Below are 14,671 nucleotides of genomic sequence, written 5' to 3'. Positions count from 1 at the left end.
GCACTGATCCGCAGGCCCGGTCACGGCGTCGGCAGTGGGCGCGGTGGGCGAATCGGGCATCGACGGGGCGGGTTTGCTGGGTTTTGCGAACACCTATCGCCTGGATGTGGGCCGGTTTGCCGGGGCCGGGTAGAGGTGTGGCGTGGTTCAGGCGGACCTGGTGCAGGTGGATCTGGCCGCGGTGTTCGATGTGGAGCCCGTGGCGTGTGCGGTGATCTCTCCTGACCTGGTGTACGTGGCGATGAACCAGGCCTACGAGCGGCTGGCGCGCCAACCCCGTGGCCAGATGATCGGCCGGAACGTGTTCGAGGTGCTCTGCGGAGGGGGCTCGGGAGAACACGCCGCGCACTGGCGGGAGGCCCTGGAATGGGTGCTGGCCGAGGGCAAGCCCTACGTCATGCCGTGGGGACGCTACGACCTTGAGGTCCCCGGCCGGCCGGGGGTGTTCGAGAAGCGGTATTGGAGCACGGTGAACGCCCCGATGCTGGATGCGCAGGAGCGGGTCACGGCGATCATCCACCGGTCCGAGGACATCACGGCGTTCATCGAGCAGCTGGATGAGCATCGGGCGCGCGAGCTGGGCATGCCCGCCGACCTTCTGGGGTTGGAGGTGGAGTTGTACGCCCGGTCACGGGATCTGCAGGAGGTGAACGAGCGGCTCCGCCACGCCCGGGCATGCGAGCGCCGGGCCATGGCCGCGTTGCGGGACAGGGTCGAGCGGCAGCAGCAGGAGGTCGCCGACGCCTCCCACGACATGCGCAACCCGTTGGCCGGTCTGCAGACGCGGCTGGAGGACGCCCTGGCCGACCCCGACACCGATTCGCGTCAGGTGCTGCATGCGGCTCTGCAGGACGCCCAGCACCTCAGCGATATCGTCTCCGACCTGCTGGAGCTGGCCCGCCTGGACGCCGAGGCCCCCATGCAGACCGAACCGCTGGATCTGTGTCAGCTGGTCCGCGACACACTGACGCGGCTTTCCGGTCGGCTCCCCTGCGACAGCCGCCTGGGTGCACCGGCCGTGGTGCACGGCTGCAGGCCGCGGCTGGTGCGGCTGCTGAGCAACCTGCTGGACAACGCTGAGCGGCACGCTGACACCCGGATCGAGGTGTCGGTCACCGCCGCGGGCGGCGAGGCGATGGTGCAGGTCACCGATGACGGGCCCGGTATCCCCGCCGACGAGCGCGAAGCGGTCTTCTGCCGCTTCTACCGCCGGGCTGATGCCCGCCGCGCCGATCCCTCAGGCACCGGCCTGGGGCTGGCGATCGCCCGCCAGATCGCCCAGGCCCACCACGGCAGCCTGCACATTGCCGACCGTGCGACCGGCACCTGCATGGTCGTGCGCCTCCCCCTGCACACAGCAGCGGACTGAGCCGGACCCGCCGATGAGGGCATGTCGAGGGGCACCGAATGGGGCGCTTCGCCGTCTGTTGCGCGGGAAGGGCCTTGGCCGGACATGCCGGTCACATGATGGACGCGGGGCCCGACATCTCCGACATCGCCAATCCGTTCGAGCTGGCGGAGGCGGCGTCGGACGGGTTGAGCGGGCTCCCAAACCAGGCGATGGTCGAGCGGGGTCTGGCGCCGCTGATCTGGCGGGTCCTGGATGCGCACGGCGGGGTCTTCACCGAGCGAAGTGATGACAACTTTCGTGCTGGGCCCGGTGGAGGTCGAGGTCTGGGGGACCGTCGAGATCGAGGACTGGCCCACAGGTGCCGCAAGCTTTGCCCAGCCAGGGGCTTGGGCTGCGGGGACGCACCTAACAATGATCATGTGACGCTGCGCCGCGCGAACCCTACCGATATCGGGTTTCCGCCCGGTGGCCACGCCCCCCCCGCTGTCCGCCTGGAGCATCACCGGCGGCAGGTCCCCGAGTCCATCCAGGCCGCAGGGCGCCCCGGTCAGCAAGCAACCGCCGACATCGCGCGATGCCGGTCCGGGCCCTCAGCGGCCCTGTCGTGCGCCCCGGGGAGTCCCTGGACTGGTTCACCACCCCGTCTGCGGTCGCGCTCGCGATCGCGGTGCAAGAGGGCATCGTCGCCTCCTGAACGGGGCATCAGGCGCATCGGGCTGTCAGGCGCGCGGACGACCGGGTGAGCGGTGCAATCCCCCTCAGTCCCTTCCTCTCAGTCCCTTCCCCTCAGTCCCTCCCACTCAATCCTGAGGTGGTGCTGCCAGGCGCCGCCGTCATCGGGGACGATGGCGGCCATGTGGATCTCCACGCCTCCTTGAAGCGCTCTCCCGCTTGAAGGCGGGAGATTCCGGCCTAGCTTGCGGTGGTCGGCTTGACGCCACGGGTGCGCCTGGCGACTGCCCTCCCGGCAGCCGGGACGGCCACGAGGGTCGTCCGGTATCTGTGCAGGACATTGCAGGCACCGTTCAGGTCTGCGTTCCGGGTCCACCCACACAGTGGGTTCTTGCAGGCGAACACCGCCTGGGACTCGCGTGAGCCGGGTGTGGTGGTGTGGCAGCGCGAGCATTCCAGTGAGGTCCCGGGCGCGGGCACCTCGTGCAGGGCGGCGCCGTGCCGGGCCGTCTTGTAGGCCAGCATCGTGATGGTGCCGCCCCACGCCTCCTGGGCGATCGACCGGTTCAGCCCGGCCTTGGCCGCCACGCCTGTCCCGGGCTCTTCGATCGTGCCCCGGGCGGATCTGACCATGCCCGCGATGTTGAGCTGTTCCACCACGATCACCCCGTAGGTGCGGGCGAGATCTGTGGTGGTCTTGTGCTGCCAGTCCAGGGCCCGCCGCTTGGCTGTCGCACGCAGGCTCTTGATCTGGTCGTAGGTGTTGTGCAGCCGCGCCGAGGTGCGCTCGTTCGGCTTGCGGAAACCCTTGCGGTGCGCCGCGCGGCGTTCCAGGCACAGCAGCTTGGCCTTCTCGGCCTCGTTCAGCCACTTGTCCCGATCCGCGCCGCCCGCCGGCAGGCGCAGCGGGCGGCCATGATCCTGATGGTTGCCGTCGGAGAGCGCGAGGGGGATGTTCACCCCGGCGTCCACCCCCGCCTCCGGACCCTTGTGGGCCTCGGGCTCGGGCTCCAGGGCCTGGATCCGGAACGCGATGTGCCAGCCGAGCGCGTCCTGCACCAGCCTGGCCCCGGTGATCCGGTTGTTGTTGTCGGCACGCTTGCCGACCGGCAGGTCCCTGGTCCAGCGGAACCGGACCCGGCCGACCTTGGGGATGTTCACCATCCCCCACCGCCGGTGCACCCTCTTGAGGTGGAGATCCCGGCCCTGCGGGACGTCCACCGCCATGACGGTCCGGAACCGCCTTGAAGCCGGGCTCCTCGGCGCGACCGTCCCAGCAGTTCTTCCACGTCTGAAAGTAGGTCTTCAACACCGCCTGCGCGGCCCGCGCGGGCAACACCCCAAGCCAGTCGATCTCCCTGCGGCCCCGCCGGATCTCCGCATCCGCCGCCTGCAAAGACCGGCGGCAGCGCGGCGCCATGGTCCCACCCCATGTGGGTGACCTCTTCCCGCGCAAGCGCCTCGGTGAGGCCCTCCTCCTTGATGATCCCGGCATCGCCCCAACCGGACGGCCAGTTCGAGGTGATGTCGGCCAGCGCCGCGGTGCCGGCGGCGCCGAAGTAGGCGAAGCCCTTCGAACCTGCGCTGACGTTGTCTGTGTTGCCCATTCCGTTCCTTCAGGATGTGCGGGCATGCGAAAACCCGCCGGGTCGGCGGGAGTCGGTGCTCGCGGGTGTGGCTGGGGCGCGGGTTGAAGGTCTTCCCGAAGCTCGGCATCGCCGGCGCTGGGCGCCCTGCCCTGACCGACCCATCCTGATTTGCCCGCCGCGCCGCGTACACGGGACGCGCCGTACGCTGGCGCGGCACCGTCCCAACAGACAAGCCGACCAGGACCGGCGGCCAGGCAGGGGCGGGTCGTCGCAGCACGGTGCGCCATATCGGAGCACAGTCGCCACATCCTTGCTTTCTCGGTGACTGAATCCCCTTCATTACCAGGACAATAAGCAGCATCGGATCAGTGGTCGGCATTGACCGACCGGGACGGCGCTCGCGGACACATAAAGATCACTCGCGAATATCGATCTAGAGGAAGCGCATATTTCTCTCCGGGGCCGATTTGATACCGGGCGGTAGCTACGCGAGATGGCCGCGCCTGGCCAGCTTGCCCGGCGGGACAGCCGCGAAAGCGCAAGCTAGGGTTACTTAAGAAGCGACCGATTATGTCGCGTGATCGGAGGCGCCGGGAACGGAGTATGTGACCGGATGCTTCCTGCGCTGCCGCACGAGCACGCAATCCAGTCAATGAGCCTGGACACGTCAGGCACGGCAAGAGAGTGGTACACAGAATGGAATTCTCCACCGAGCAGGTGATCGATGCCGGCTACGGACAAGACGATCCCGAAGTCGAGAAGGCCTATAAAGCGCTGGAGCGTTACCTCGGAGACACGGCGCCGCGTTTCTATATTCCACATGGGGCGAACTTCGGGCACCAGGCTTCCACTCTGCAGTTCCTCAAGCGCTTCATCGCTCTCGGGATCATCAAGCGGGCGGAGATCGTCTACCACTCGGAAGAGACCTTGGAGAAGCTGAGGAAGCTGCTGCCGCAAATGGGCGACGGCGCCCTCCCGTTCGACGTATCCAGCGGAGGAAGGACCGTCCCGATCACCGTGGTGGCCGTGGAGCATGTGTCCGGACAGGCCAGACTGGCCATCAGTGGCGGCTGGGACTACACGCCCGCGCCCGAGCAGGGCTTGTTCGAGGAGTTGAAGAGGAAGCGGAAGCCGGTCGACGCAGACCCGCCGAGCGCCTCCGAGGGCGCGAAGAAGCCGCCCTTCCTCGACGAGGAGATCGCGGCCTTGAAATCCACGGTCGTCATCGCCGTCCAGCCGTTCACCTGGGAGACCGAGACGACGAAGATCAACAGTTTCGTCCACGTCGCCTCGCGCAAGAAGCCGTTCTTCCTCGGCGAGGAACTGAAGGAACAGAAATTCGAGTACATGTTTTACCGGCGCCCCAGACCGCAACTGGCCGATACGGCCTGGAAGACCCTCCTTGAGATGCCGGGGAAGAGGGAGACCGTGGCAGCGGCCATGGCGGTGCTCGAAGGAGTGCGCGGGAGGCGGCTCTTCTGTCCGGTGTACGGGATCGCCGATGGGCCGGCCGCCACCCGTAACTCGCCTCCCGTCACAGTGGCCCTCTTCAATCTGGCCGGAATGATCCGTGTCCTTCAGGAGGACGAACCGCAATTCAAGAAGGGTGCGGTCGTCCTTCTCCTGCGCGGCTTGAAAGACGAGACGTGGACTGCCGTCAAGACCAGATTCGAAGAGAACCCTCAGGACGATCCTGTGGTCCGTAACTTCACCCTCAAGTACCTGCATGCTCACGGCAAGGCGAACGTCATCGTGAGGCAGGACGAGCGGGACGCCAAGGCGATCTCGGAGGCGATCGAGAGCCTACAGGCCGACGAGGTGCTGATTCTCAGCCTGGACGGATTGCCGCAGGACGTGTTCGACCTCATGTACGCGGAGGCCACCCTGCCCTCGCTGTTCGAGGGAGCGGGCACGGCGGGCCTGGCGGTCTCACTCGGACTCCCCTACATCCGTTTCAGCCCCATCGCCTGCCCGGTGCTGCCGCTCGGCGGGGAACCGACGAAGGAGTCATCGGCCGCGCAGAAAGCCGCGGAGTCGATCGCCACGACACCGAATTCGTGGAAGACCGCGGAAGTCATCCCGCCGGTGGCCCTCGCCGGCCACGTACGCGACTCCTATGACCAGGCGAAGCCGCAGCACGCGTACTTCGCCGCACTCGGCTCACATCTGCAGAAGAATCCCGTGCAGGACAAGCTGACCGCGGCACTGAAATGGGTGGTCGACAAGCAGCTGCTTCCCAAGTACGACTAGGCCAGGTGTTCAAACCAGGCGCAGCGGGATCGTGGTGGTCCTCCCGAGCCGGGTGATGTTCTGGGACACGTCCGGGCGCCGCCGCGGCCCGGAGATGTTGCGGACGCGGCCGGCGGCCGCGCCGTGTGCGCGGTAGCCGAGCATGGCGACCAGCGCGGCCCTGGCATGCGCTGCCGTCGTCTGGCCGGATTCGAGCGAGGCGGCCCAGATGTCGAGGTCCATGGACGGCTCGTCGACGAGGTAGCCGTCGGCCCAGGTGCCGGTGGTGTGGTCGCCGCCGGTGCGGGTGACGTCGATGATCGGGAGCCGCTCGTTGAACAGCTCGACGGGCGGGATGGTGTTGCAGGTGTGCACGCCGGGCGGCGCCGCGGTGAAGTAGTCGATGAGGACGAGTTCGGCGTCGGGCCAGCCGACCAGCTCTGCCACCGCCACCCCCGTTCACTCGTGGGCCGGGCTACTGGGCCGGGGCGTACTGGGCGACGAGGTCGGCCTTCGGCGTGGTCTTCGCCTCGTCCTCGGCGATCCCCTGCGCGACGGCGTACGGCACCCACTCGGGCTCGCCTGCTGCCCGGTCCGGGAGCGGGACCGCCACGTCGCCCGCCAGCGGCTGCCCGTCTCCGGCTGGCGTCCCGCTCGTGTCTGCGGCATCTAGCCCGCTGCCAGCCAAGGGCGCCTTGGGCGGCGCACCGTCAAAGACCGGTGTCTGGCTCTCGCCCGGCGAGGGCTAGTCGGGGTCGTCGCGACGGCGACCCGGACCGATATTGGAACTCCGACTGAGTCAGGTTGGTGGCCAGAACGTCTCGCTGGGGGCTGACATCATTCATGCAGCGAGACCATTCCCTTCTCAGCTGGCCTGATGGTTCGGGGTGAGGACGGGACTTCGGCGGCTCAAGCACATCGCCGCCGGAACCGTCGCCGAGGATAGTCACCGGAACTGGTCATCTCTGCGGCTGCGGGTCCATGCGGCCCGCTGCTTCGGATGGGGACATCATCGAGGCGTGAATGAAGCCCTTGCCATCGACGAGGCGGGTAACGAGCTGCTGGGGTTCTTGCCCTTCACCGCGGAGGGATCTCACGTGCTGGACCCGCCTCAGCCGCTGCCTTTGGCGCTGGCCGCGGTTTGGGATGGTCCGCGGCTGCTGTTGGTGTTCAACCGGTTCCGTCGGTGCTGGGAACTGCCGGGCGGCTTGATCGATCCTGGCGAGACCCCGTACCAGGCGGCAGTCCGGGAGCTGTCTGAGGAAACCGGCTTGGATCTACCCGCGCTCGCGCTCGTTGGATACGCACGCTTCCAGCTCGTTGCGCAGCAGCGCCCCGAGTACGGTGCCGTCTATCTCGGCGAGGCGAGGCCGCATGACGGCTTCGTCCCGAACGACGAGATCAGCGCGATCTGCTGGTGGCATCCCGCCAGCCCGCCGCCGGGCGATGCCCAGAGCCTCGACTTGACCTTGGCCCGTTTGATCGATGTCGCCAGGTGAGCTCGCCGAGCTGGCGTCCTCCTCCCGAACGTGGCCCACGCCGCCAGGTAGCAGAGCGTGACGCGCGGCTCGACATAGTGCCCGAACCCGACCACTGCCAGGGCCTCGCCCGGCCGCTGCGAATCCGCTCCTGACCTGCGCAGGTTTCATAGATCCGACCGCAGACGAGGCGCGTCCGCACGGTTATCCGGCCGGGCGGCGTGTACACCCCGTGACCTGCGTCGACCGATCCACTTTGGCCCTGGGGCCAGGGAGTAGGGCGCCGATTTGTCGTGAAGCCTCGGCCGCCACCGCGCCGCCACCGCGCCGCCTCGCGGTGGCGGCGCTCGCGGCGGCGCCGGGCGCGTTCTCCGCGGGTGCCTACGCGGACCAACCGGTCGGCGTCAGTCCCGGTTGCCGGGACCGTTGTACGAGCCGCTACCTGGGCCGTCGGAGCCGGGACTCAGCTTAGCGCCACCGGGCACCCTGACGCAGGGGGCGACCGGGCCGGTCGCCAGCTGGGTACGACCCTCCGACGCTTCGCCCTCGTTGGACTCGACGAACCACACGGTGTATACGAGGGTCTGGCCGCGCGGAATCAGGTCGGGTGCAGGATGAAGGCCGCCGCCTCTGCGCTGGTGGCGGCCGGGTCCTCGGTCCACAGCCCATTGTCGACAGGCGCGTAGGTCGCCCGGGGCTCCCTGCACTGCGTCCCCGGCGGCAGGTAGTCGATGACGGCTGACACCCCGAAGTCGCGCAGCTTGCGTTCGAGGCCGTCGGGGTCCTTGTATCCGCGGATGAGCACCTTGATGGAGCCGTCGGGTTCCCGGGACACCGCGTACGCCGGGCTGAAGTACGAGCCGAGGGCGACCGGGACCGCGACGGCCAGCGCGATCGCCGCCGCCCCGCGGCGACCAGCGACAGCCGTCCCAGGCGCCATCGCGGTCGGCGTCTGGGCGCCGGGACGCGACCGTCGCCGTCGCCGATGGTCTCGACCGACTCGGCGGGCAGGCTCCGGGTGTATTCGATCAGTTCGGCGAGCATCCGCTGCTGGCCCGCGAGCTGGTGGTCGGGGCGGTCGGTGGTGGTCATGACGTTCCCTTCCAGGACGCGACGACGGATGCGGCGCGACGGTCGAGAGCGGCGCGGACGGTCTTGCGGGCCCGGTGCAGGCGCACCCCGGCCGCGACCGCGGACATGCCGAGGGCGGCGGCCGCCTGCGCGACCGGCAGGCCGTCCACAGCGACCAGCTCCATCAACACCCTGCTGTCGTCGGGCAGCTCGTCCAGCGCCCGGTACGGCGCGCGACAGCCTCGGCTTCGATCTGCTCCTCCAGCCGCATCAGGTCGTCGCTGGCCAGGTACCGGCGCCCACCGGCACGACGGGCCGCCGTCTGCTCGGCCGCTGCCCGGCGGCGTTCGGCCGCGACCACGTTGCGGGCCACCCCGTACAGCCATCCGCGCTCGTTGCCGCGCTCGGGACGGTAGAGTGCGCAGAATCGATCACGGCCAGGAAGACCTCCGCGGTCAGGTCCGCGGCGGTGTGCGGATCGTCGACACGTCTGGCCACGAACCTGCTCACCGTGTCGACGTGCCTCCGGTAGAAGGCCTCCAGGGCCGCGGGATCTCGCCTGATCCGGGTGAGGTCACCGCTGGTGCTCCTCGATTCGGTCATCATCGGTCCTTCTCGTAGGCGATCACCCCTTGTTGGGACGAGAACACACCCGTGTTACGCGCATTGCGATGATTTCTGGCAAATCAGCCTGATCGCGCACGCCGCTCAGGACGGCCGGCTCAGCGCGGGTCCCCGGACGCCATCAGCTGATTGTCGGACCCGGCCTCGGCGGCCCGATCGGGCCGCCGAGGCATGCGCGACCGCCACGCGCGATCGCCACGGGCTCGGCCTTGGTCGGCCCGTTACCGGTAGGCGGTGAAGAACTCGCGGATGTCGTCGACTAGCAGGTCGGGTGCCTCCATCGCGGCGAAGTGGCCGCCGCGGTCGAACTCCGACCAGCGCAGGACGTTGTTGACCTTTTCTTCATCCCGGCGCAGCGCAATGTCCTGGACGGTGAACAGCGCGACGGCCGTCGGCACCGGGGAGGGCTCCTGCTCGCCCCAGCTCTGCGCGTCCTCGTAGTAGAGCGTCGCGGAGGAGCCCGCCGTGCCGGTCAGCCAGTAGATCGTGACATCGGTGAGCAGCAGGTCGCGGTCGATCGCCTCGTGCGGAAGCTCCTTGGCCAGGTCGGTCATGTCCCTGATCTTGTCGACGATCCAGGCGAGCTGGCCCACAGGCGAGTCGGTCAGGCCGTAGGCGAGGGTCTGCGGCCGGGTGGGCTGGATGGCGATGTAGCCGCCGGCCTCGCTCATGAACTTGTGCATGCGCCGGACGCGGGCGCGTTCGAGGTCGGTGAGCGTGGGGTCGTCCTCTTCGGCGCTGGGGTAGGTCGTGCCGCCGTTGACGTGCACGGCGACGACGTTGCCGGGGGCGGCCAGGCCCAGCGCGCGGGAGATCCCCCCGCCGAAGTCGCCGCCCTGCGCGCCGTAGCGGTCGTAGCCGAGGCGGCGCATGAGCTCGGCCCAGGCCGCGGCGATGCGCTCGGTCGTCCAGCCGGCCTCGCCGGTCGGGCCGGAGAAGCCGAAGCCGGGGATCGACGGGATGACCAGGTGGAAGTCCCGCGACAGCGGCTCGATCAGGTTGCGGAACTCCACGACCGAGCCGGGCCAGCCGTGGGTGAGGATCAACGGCAGAGCGTCGGGGCTGTCGGAGCGGATATGGAGGAAATGGATGTTTTGCTCGTCTATCTCGGTGGTGAACTGCGGATAGGTGTTCAGCCTCGCCTCCCAGGCCCGCCAGTCGTAGCCGTCGGCCCAGTAGGCGGCCAGTTCCTTGAGGTACCCGACCGGGACACCGCGGCTCCACCCCTGACCGTCGATCTCGCTCGGCCAGCGAGTACGGCCCAGCCGGTCGCGTAGATCATCCAGCTCCGCTTGCGGGATCTGGATGCTGAATGGGTGAATCTCGAAGTCGTTTGCCATGGCCCAGACGCTAATTGCGGGCTAGGACAGGATCGGTCCTAGGTGTGTGGCAGAGTCGAAGGCATGGTGGAGACCTCGGCTCGTCTACTCAAACTGCTGTCGTTGCTGCAGACCCATCGCCAGTGGTCGGGGGGCGAGTTGTCGAGCCGGCTGGGTGTGAGCACGCGCACCGTCCGCCGCGACGTGGAACGCCTGCGCGAGCTCGGCTATACCGTGCACGCCGTCGCGGGAGCGTCCGGATACCGGCTCGGCGCCGGATCCAGTCTGCCGCCGCTGCTGCTGGACGATGAGGAGGCGGTGGCGGTCGCGGTGGGGCTGCGCACCGCCGCAGGCGGCACCGTGACCGGCATCGAAGACAGCTCGATGCGGGCGCTGGCCAAACTGGAGCGGGTGCTGCCGTCCCGGCTGCGGCACCGCGTACGCGCGCTGCAGTCGATGACGGTCCCGATGACGGCCGGCGGGCCCGAGGTCGATCCGGACACGCTGACCGTGATCGCGGCGGCCTGCCGCGATCACGAGAGCCTGCGGTTCGACTACCGCACCCATGATGGAGGCCGGTCCAGGCGCCTGGCAGAGCCGTACCGCCTCGTGACCACCGGACGCCGCAGGTACCTGGTCGCCTACGACACCGACCGTGCGGACTGGCGCACCTTCCGCCTCGACCGGCTCCACCTGCGCACACCCAACGGCCCGCGGTTCGCCCCTCGCGACCCGCCCGACACCGGTCTCGCCGGATACACCTCACACGCGATCTCGACCGCGCCCTACCGCTACCAGGGCCGCTTCACCGTGCACGCGCCCGCCGCCACCGTCACCGAGCGCATCGCTCCGACCACCGGCACGATCGAACCCATCGACGCACAGACGTGCATGCTGACCTGCGGCTCCAACTCGCTCGACGAACTAGCCCTGTGGGTGGCGCTGATAGGCACTCCCTTCACCGCGCACGAGCCGCCCGAACTGGTCGAACACATCCGAACGCTCGCCACCCGCCTCGCGGAAGCGACGGCCCCACCACCGTCCTCACCCACTGAAAGCGCCCCTGAGCGTGACCGTTGATCTATGGGAGTGTCGTCACCAGGATCAGCCGGTGAAACGCCGTAGCCCTCATGAAGGCGGAGCATTGATCCTCTCTCAGCGCACCCTCAACCGTACGCTCCTGGACCGGCAGTTCCTGCTGAGCCGTACCTCGCGCGCGCCCCTGGAGATGGTTCGGCATTTGGTCGCCGTTCAAGGGCAGGAGCCCAACTGGCCGTACGTCGGGCTGTGGACGCGCATCGACGGCTTCCGGCACGACCACCTGGAAGCGCTGATCCACGATCGGAGCGTGGTGCGTTCGACGGTGATCCGCAGGACCGTGCACCTGGTGTGCGCCGATGACTTCGCCTGGCTGAGGCCCGCGGTCGAGCCCATCGTCGGCGTCGCCCTGCGGCACGCCTACTACGCCCAGGAGATCGAGGGACTCGATCACGACGAGCTGGCGCGGATCGGCCGGGAGGTGCTCGGCGGCCGGACGCTGACCCGGCGCGAGCTCGCCCGGTCCCTCGGGGAGCGGTTCCCCGGACGCCACGCGAGGCGGCTCGCCGATGCGGTGGAAATCCTGGAGCCGCTCGTCCACGGCACGTCGGCCGGTGTCTGGGGAACGTGGCGGAACCGGTCCTCGATCGAGGTGGCCCTCGCGGAGGAATGGACGGGCATCCCCATGGCCCCGCAACGGCGGCTCGAGACGATGATCCTGCGGTACCTGGCGGCTTTCGGGCCGGCGAGCGTCATGGACGTGCAGGCCTGGGCCGGTGTGACGCGCCTGCGCGAGGTGGTGGAGGGGCTCAGGCCGCGCCTGCGCGGCTACCGGAACGAAGACGGCAAGGAGCTGTTCGACGTGCCCGAGGCGACGCTCGCCGACCCCGATCTGCCGGCCCCGGTGCGGTTCCTGCCCGCGTTCGACAACGTCCTGCTCGGCCACAAGGACCGTACGCGGATGATCAGCGAAGAGGATCGCAGGCGCATCGCCCCGGCGGCCTCGGGCGGCGTTGCGACGTTCCTTGTGGACGGCTTCGTCGGCGGCACGTGGGCGCTGAAGGAAGGCACCGTGCTCATTTCGCCGTTCCGTCCCTTGACCGACCCCGACGCGGTGCTCGAAGAGGCGGAACGCATGCTCCCATTCATCGAGGCGCGCACCGCCCAGATCGCCTGATCGAAGCGGGCGGATTCCAGGGCGGCGGCGCGGTCGGCGGTGACGGGCCGCGGAATCCGCTCGATCGACTTTCGTGAACTCATGGCCGACGAACGACGGATGGCGGTGAAGTCCCTGGTCAGGCTTTGCTCGACAGCATGATCGAGACCAGACGGCTCCAGAAGCGCTACCGCGGGATCCCCGCAGTCGATGACCTGTCGTTCACCGCACCGGCCGGGCAGGTGACGGGCTTCCTCGGGCCCAACGGTGCAGGCAAGCCCACGACCATGCGGATCGTGCTGGGCCTGGACCGGGCCAGCTCGGGTAGCGCCACGATCGACGGTCGCCCGCTGCGTGAGCACGCCGCCCCTCAACGTGTCGTCGGGGCGGTGCTGGAGGCGGGTGGCACGCCGGCGGGGATGACCGCCCGAGCTCATCTGCGGTGGCTGGCCGCCGCGGGCCGCATCCCTGACACGCGCGCCGATGACCTGCTTGAGGAGGTCGGCCTCGCCCCGGTGGCCACGCGGCGCATCGGAGCTTTCTCGCTGGGGATGCGCCAGCGTCTGAGGATCGCCGCCGCGCTGCTGGGCGACCCCGGAACGCTGATTCTCGATGAGCCGGTCAACGGGCTCGACCCCGATGGCGTGCGCTGGGTCCGCCATCTGACACGGAGACTCGCCGCGGAAGGCCGCTGCGTGCTGGTCTCCAGCCACCTCATGGCCGAGATGCAGCAGACCGCCGACCGCATCGCCGTTATCGGCGCCGGAAGGCTCCTGGACCAGTTCGACATCGGAGACCTGGCCGACGACACCACCCTCGAAGACGCCTACGTCAGGCTCACCGCCGACGCGGTCCGTTACCGCGCCGGCGAAGCGGACGGCAACCAGCGGTGAGCACCGTCATCACCGAGCAGGCGAGCGCGGTGCCGGGTCCCACCCGCGCCTTGGCCGGCGAATGGCGCAAGATGCGCGCCCTGCCAAGCAACCCGATCGGCGTTGAAGCGCCCCGGTTTCGGTAGAGGCTCTTGTGGCGTCGGGTGGTGAGCGGTGGCTTGGCGTTCGGGGTCGGTGGCTTCTTCGCGCAGCTGAGGGGCTTGGTCTCGCCGCCTGTCTGGTCGTGATGCGTGCGGCGGGTCCTCGAGTGGTTCGTCGTCGTGGAGGCCTTTGGTTTCGGCCTTGAGGATGCGGACGGATCTGCCAAGTGAGCGTGCCAGCTGCGGAAGTTTGGTGGAGCCGAACAGCAGCATGATGACGAGGAGGACGATGAGGATCTCGGTGGTTGCGAAGTTGGCCATGCGGATTCCTTTTTCTGCGTTCTCAGGGGTGTAGGTGGTAGTCGGAGGGGTCCAGACGGCGCGTCCTGAGGCGGTAGCCGGTCATGTAGCCGGGCCAGTTGTTGGTGTTGCGGTGGTCAGCGTTGAGGTACCAGCTGTCGCAGCCTCCCTGGTTCCAGACCGAGGTGGCCAGGCGGTGCTGGGCGGCGACGTCGAAGCGGTCGTGGACGTCCTGGCGTAGGTCCATGTTGTTGACGCCGCCGGCGAGTAGGCGGGCGGCTTGCACGATGTAGGCGGTCTGGCTTTCGAGCATGTGGACGATGGAGCCCGAGCCCACGTTGGTGTTGGGCCCGTACATGAGCAAGAAGTTGGGGAAGCCGGGGACGGCGAGGCCGAGGTAGGCGCGGGCGCCGTCCTTCCAGGCGGTGGACAGCTCGATTCCGTGCAGGCCTGTTACGCGCATGGGCGCGACGAAGTCCTGGGAGCGGAACCCGGTGGCCCAGATGATGGTGTCCACGGTGTAGTGGTCACCATCGGCGGTACGGACCCCGTGGCGGGTGACCTCGGCGATGGGACGGTCGACGACGCGGACGTTGGGCCGGTCCAGGGTGGCGTAGTAGTCGCTGGAGGTCAGGATGCGCTTGCAGCCGGGCTCGTAGCGGGGTGTGAGCCGCTCACGCAGAGAAGGATCGCGCACGGACTGAAGGGCCAGGTTGCACAGGGCGCGGACCGGTGCCGACAGCAGGCGGCGGCCGCGCGGGGAGACCAGGGCGGGATTGAGCACGAGTTCGAACCACAGGAACAGCGCAAGGCGGGAGAGTCGCTGCACGGCGGGGACGCGGCGGTTGAGGGCGCGCCGCCAGCGGGTGTA

The 14,671-nt window shown here is 68.8% G+C and carries 16 protein-coding genes and 1 pseudogene; 6 read left to right on the top strand and 11 right to left on the bottom strand.

The features are described 5' to 3' along the window. Positions 1–142 precede the first annotated feature (142 nt). A complete protein-coding gene (locus tag ABD340_RS02340; RefSeq protein ID WP_344586652.1) occupies positions 143–1,369 on the top strand; it encodes a sensor histidine kinase in 1,227 nt (408 codons plus the stop codon). Positions 1,370–2,263: 894 nt separating this feature from the next. Here the strand turns inward: ABD340_RS02340 and ABD340_RS02335 are convergent. Beyond that, positions 2,264–3,244: an RNA-guided endonuclease InsQ/TnpB family protein gene (locus tag ABD340_RS02335; protein ID WP_344586651.1), complete on the bottom strand. Its 981-nt coding sequence runs from the start codon at positions 3,242–3,244 to the stop codon at positions 2,264–2,266. Further along, entirely contained in the window at positions 3,181–3,630 is a 450-nt protein-coding gene (locus ABD340_RS02330) for a hypothetical protein (RefSeq protein WP_344586649.1), read from the bottom strand. The genes ABD340_RS02335 and ABD340_RS02330 overlap by 64 nt, the downstream gene beginning before the upstream one ends. A 678-nt stretch (positions 3,631–4,308) precedes the next feature. On the opposite strand from ABD340_RS02330, the gene ABD340_RS02325 reads away from it, so the two are divergent. Then, on the top strand, positions 4,309–5,862 hold the full coding sequence (locus ABD340_RS02325; protein WP_344586648.1) for a hypothetical protein: 1,554 nt from the start codon (positions 4,309–4,311) through the stop codon (positions 5,860–5,862). A gap of 9 nt (positions 5,863–5,871) precedes the next feature. Here ABD340_RS02325 and ABD340_RS02320 read toward each other — a convergent pair whose 3' ends face one another. Both ABD340_RS02320 and ABD340_RS02315 read right to left on the bottom strand, forming a co-directional pair. Further along, positions 5,872–6,288: a hypothetical protein gene (locus ABD340_RS02320; protein WP_344586647.1), complete on the bottom strand. Its 417-nt coding sequence runs from the start codon at positions 6,286–6,288 to the stop codon at positions 5,872–5,874. A gap of 28 nt (positions 6,289–6,316) precedes the next feature. Then, entirely contained in the window at positions 6,317–6,454 is a 138-nt protein-coding gene (locus ABD340_RS02315) for a hypothetical protein (RefSeq protein WP_344586645.1), read from the bottom strand. A 406-nt stretch (positions 6,455–6,860) separates the two neighbouring features. On the opposite strand from ABD340_RS02315, the gene ABD340_RS02310 reads away from it, so the two are divergent. Further along, positions 6,861–7,340 (top strand): NUDIX hydrolase, encoded by a 480-nt coding sequence (locus ABD340_RS02310; protein ID WP_344586644.1) that lies wholly within the window; start codon positions 6,861–6,863, stop codon positions 7,338–7,340. Between the two features lie 577 nt (positions 7,341–7,917). On the opposite strand, the gene ABD340_RS02305 is transcribed toward ABD340_RS02310, so the two are convergent. The 5 genes and pseudogenes from ABD340_RS02305 to ABD340_RS02285 all read right to left on the bottom strand — a co-directional run bounded on the left by ABD340_RS02305 (position 7,918) and on the right by ABD340_RS02285 (position 10,354). Next, positions 7,918–8,259 carry a hypothetical protein gene (locus ABD340_RS02305; protein WP_344586643.1) on the bottom strand — a complete coding sequence of 114 codons (342 nt, stop codon included), beginning with the start codon at positions 8,257–8,259 and terminating at the stop codon, positions 7,918–7,920. A gap of 148 nt (positions 8,260–8,407) precedes the next feature. After that, a complete protein-coding gene (locus tag ABD340_RS02300; protein WP_344586642.1) occupies positions 8,408–8,575 on the bottom strand; it encodes a sigma factor-like helix-turn-helix DNA-binding protein in 168 nt (55 codons plus the stop codon). Continuing rightward, positions 8,575–8,763: a hypothetical protein gene (locus ABD340_RS02295; protein ID WP_344587147.1), complete on the bottom strand. Its 189-nt coding sequence runs from the start codon at positions 8,761–8,763 to the stop codon at positions 8,575–8,577. The genes ABD340_RS02300 and ABD340_RS02295 overlap by 1 nt, the downstream gene beginning before the upstream one ends. A gap of 86 nt (positions 8,764–8,849) precedes the next feature. Beyond that, positions 8,850–8,993: pseudogene (locus tag ABD340_RS02290) on the bottom strand (hypothetical protein); the annotation flags it as partial. 242 nt (positions 8,994–9,235) lie between these two features. Continuing rightward, positions 9,236–10,354 carry an epoxide hydrolase family protein gene (locus ABD340_RS02285; protein ID WP_344586640.1) on the bottom strand — a complete coding sequence of 373 codons (1,119 nt, stop codon included), beginning with the start codon at positions 10,352–10,354 and terminating at the stop codon, positions 9,236–9,238. A 63-nt stretch (positions 10,355–10,417) separates the two neighbouring features. On the opposite strand from ABD340_RS02285, the gene ABD340_RS02280 reads away from it, so the two are divergent. The 3 genes from ABD340_RS02280 to ABD340_RS02270 all read left to right on the top strand — a co-directional run bounded on the left by ABD340_RS02280 (position 10,418) and on the right by ABD340_RS02270 (position 13,420). Beyond that, complete coding sequence (locus tag ABD340_RS02280) at positions 10,418–11,413, top strand: helix-turn-helix transcriptional regulator (protein WP_344586638.1); 996 nt, start codon at positions 10,418–10,420, stop codon at positions 11,411–11,413. Between the two features lie 64 nt (positions 11,414–11,477). Further along, a complete protein-coding gene (locus tag ABD340_RS02275; RefSeq protein WP_344586637.1) occupies positions 11,478–12,548 on the top strand; it encodes a winged helix DNA-binding domain-containing protein in 1,071 nt (356 codons plus the stop codon). Positions 12,549–12,685: 137 nt separating this feature from the next. Further along, a complete protein-coding gene (locus ABD340_RS02270) occupies positions 12,686–13,420 on the top strand; it encodes an ABC transporter ATP-binding protein (RefSeq protein ID WP_344586636.1) in 735 nt (244 codons plus the stop codon). On the opposite strand, the gene tatA is transcribed toward ABD340_RS02270, so the two are convergent. Further along, on the bottom strand, positions 13,384–13,821 hold the full coding sequence (tatA, locus tag ABD340_RS47855; RefSeq protein WP_425547303.1) for a Sec-independent protein translocase subunit TatA: 438 nt from the start codon (positions 13,819–13,821) through the stop codon (positions 13,384–13,386). The two genes, ABD340_RS02270 and tatA, sit on opposite strands and share 37 nt — an antisense overlap. 22 nt (positions 13,822–13,843) lie before the next feature. After that, positions 13,844–14,629 carry an NAD(P)/FAD-dependent oxidoreductase gene (locus ABD340_RS02260; protein WP_344586635.1) on the bottom strand — a complete coding sequence of 262 codons (786 nt, stop codon included), beginning with the start codon at positions 14,627–14,629 and terminating at the stop codon, positions 13,844–13,846. Positions 14,630–14,671: the final 42 nt, after the last annotated feature.

This window comes from Actinomadura vinacea, from assembly GCF_039532545.1.
Taxonomy (GTDB): Bacteria; Actinomycetota; Actinomycetes; order Streptosporangiales; family Streptosporangiaceae; genus Spirillospora; species Spirillospora vinacea.
This window is presented reverse-complemented; position numbering and strand designations above follow the sequence as displayed.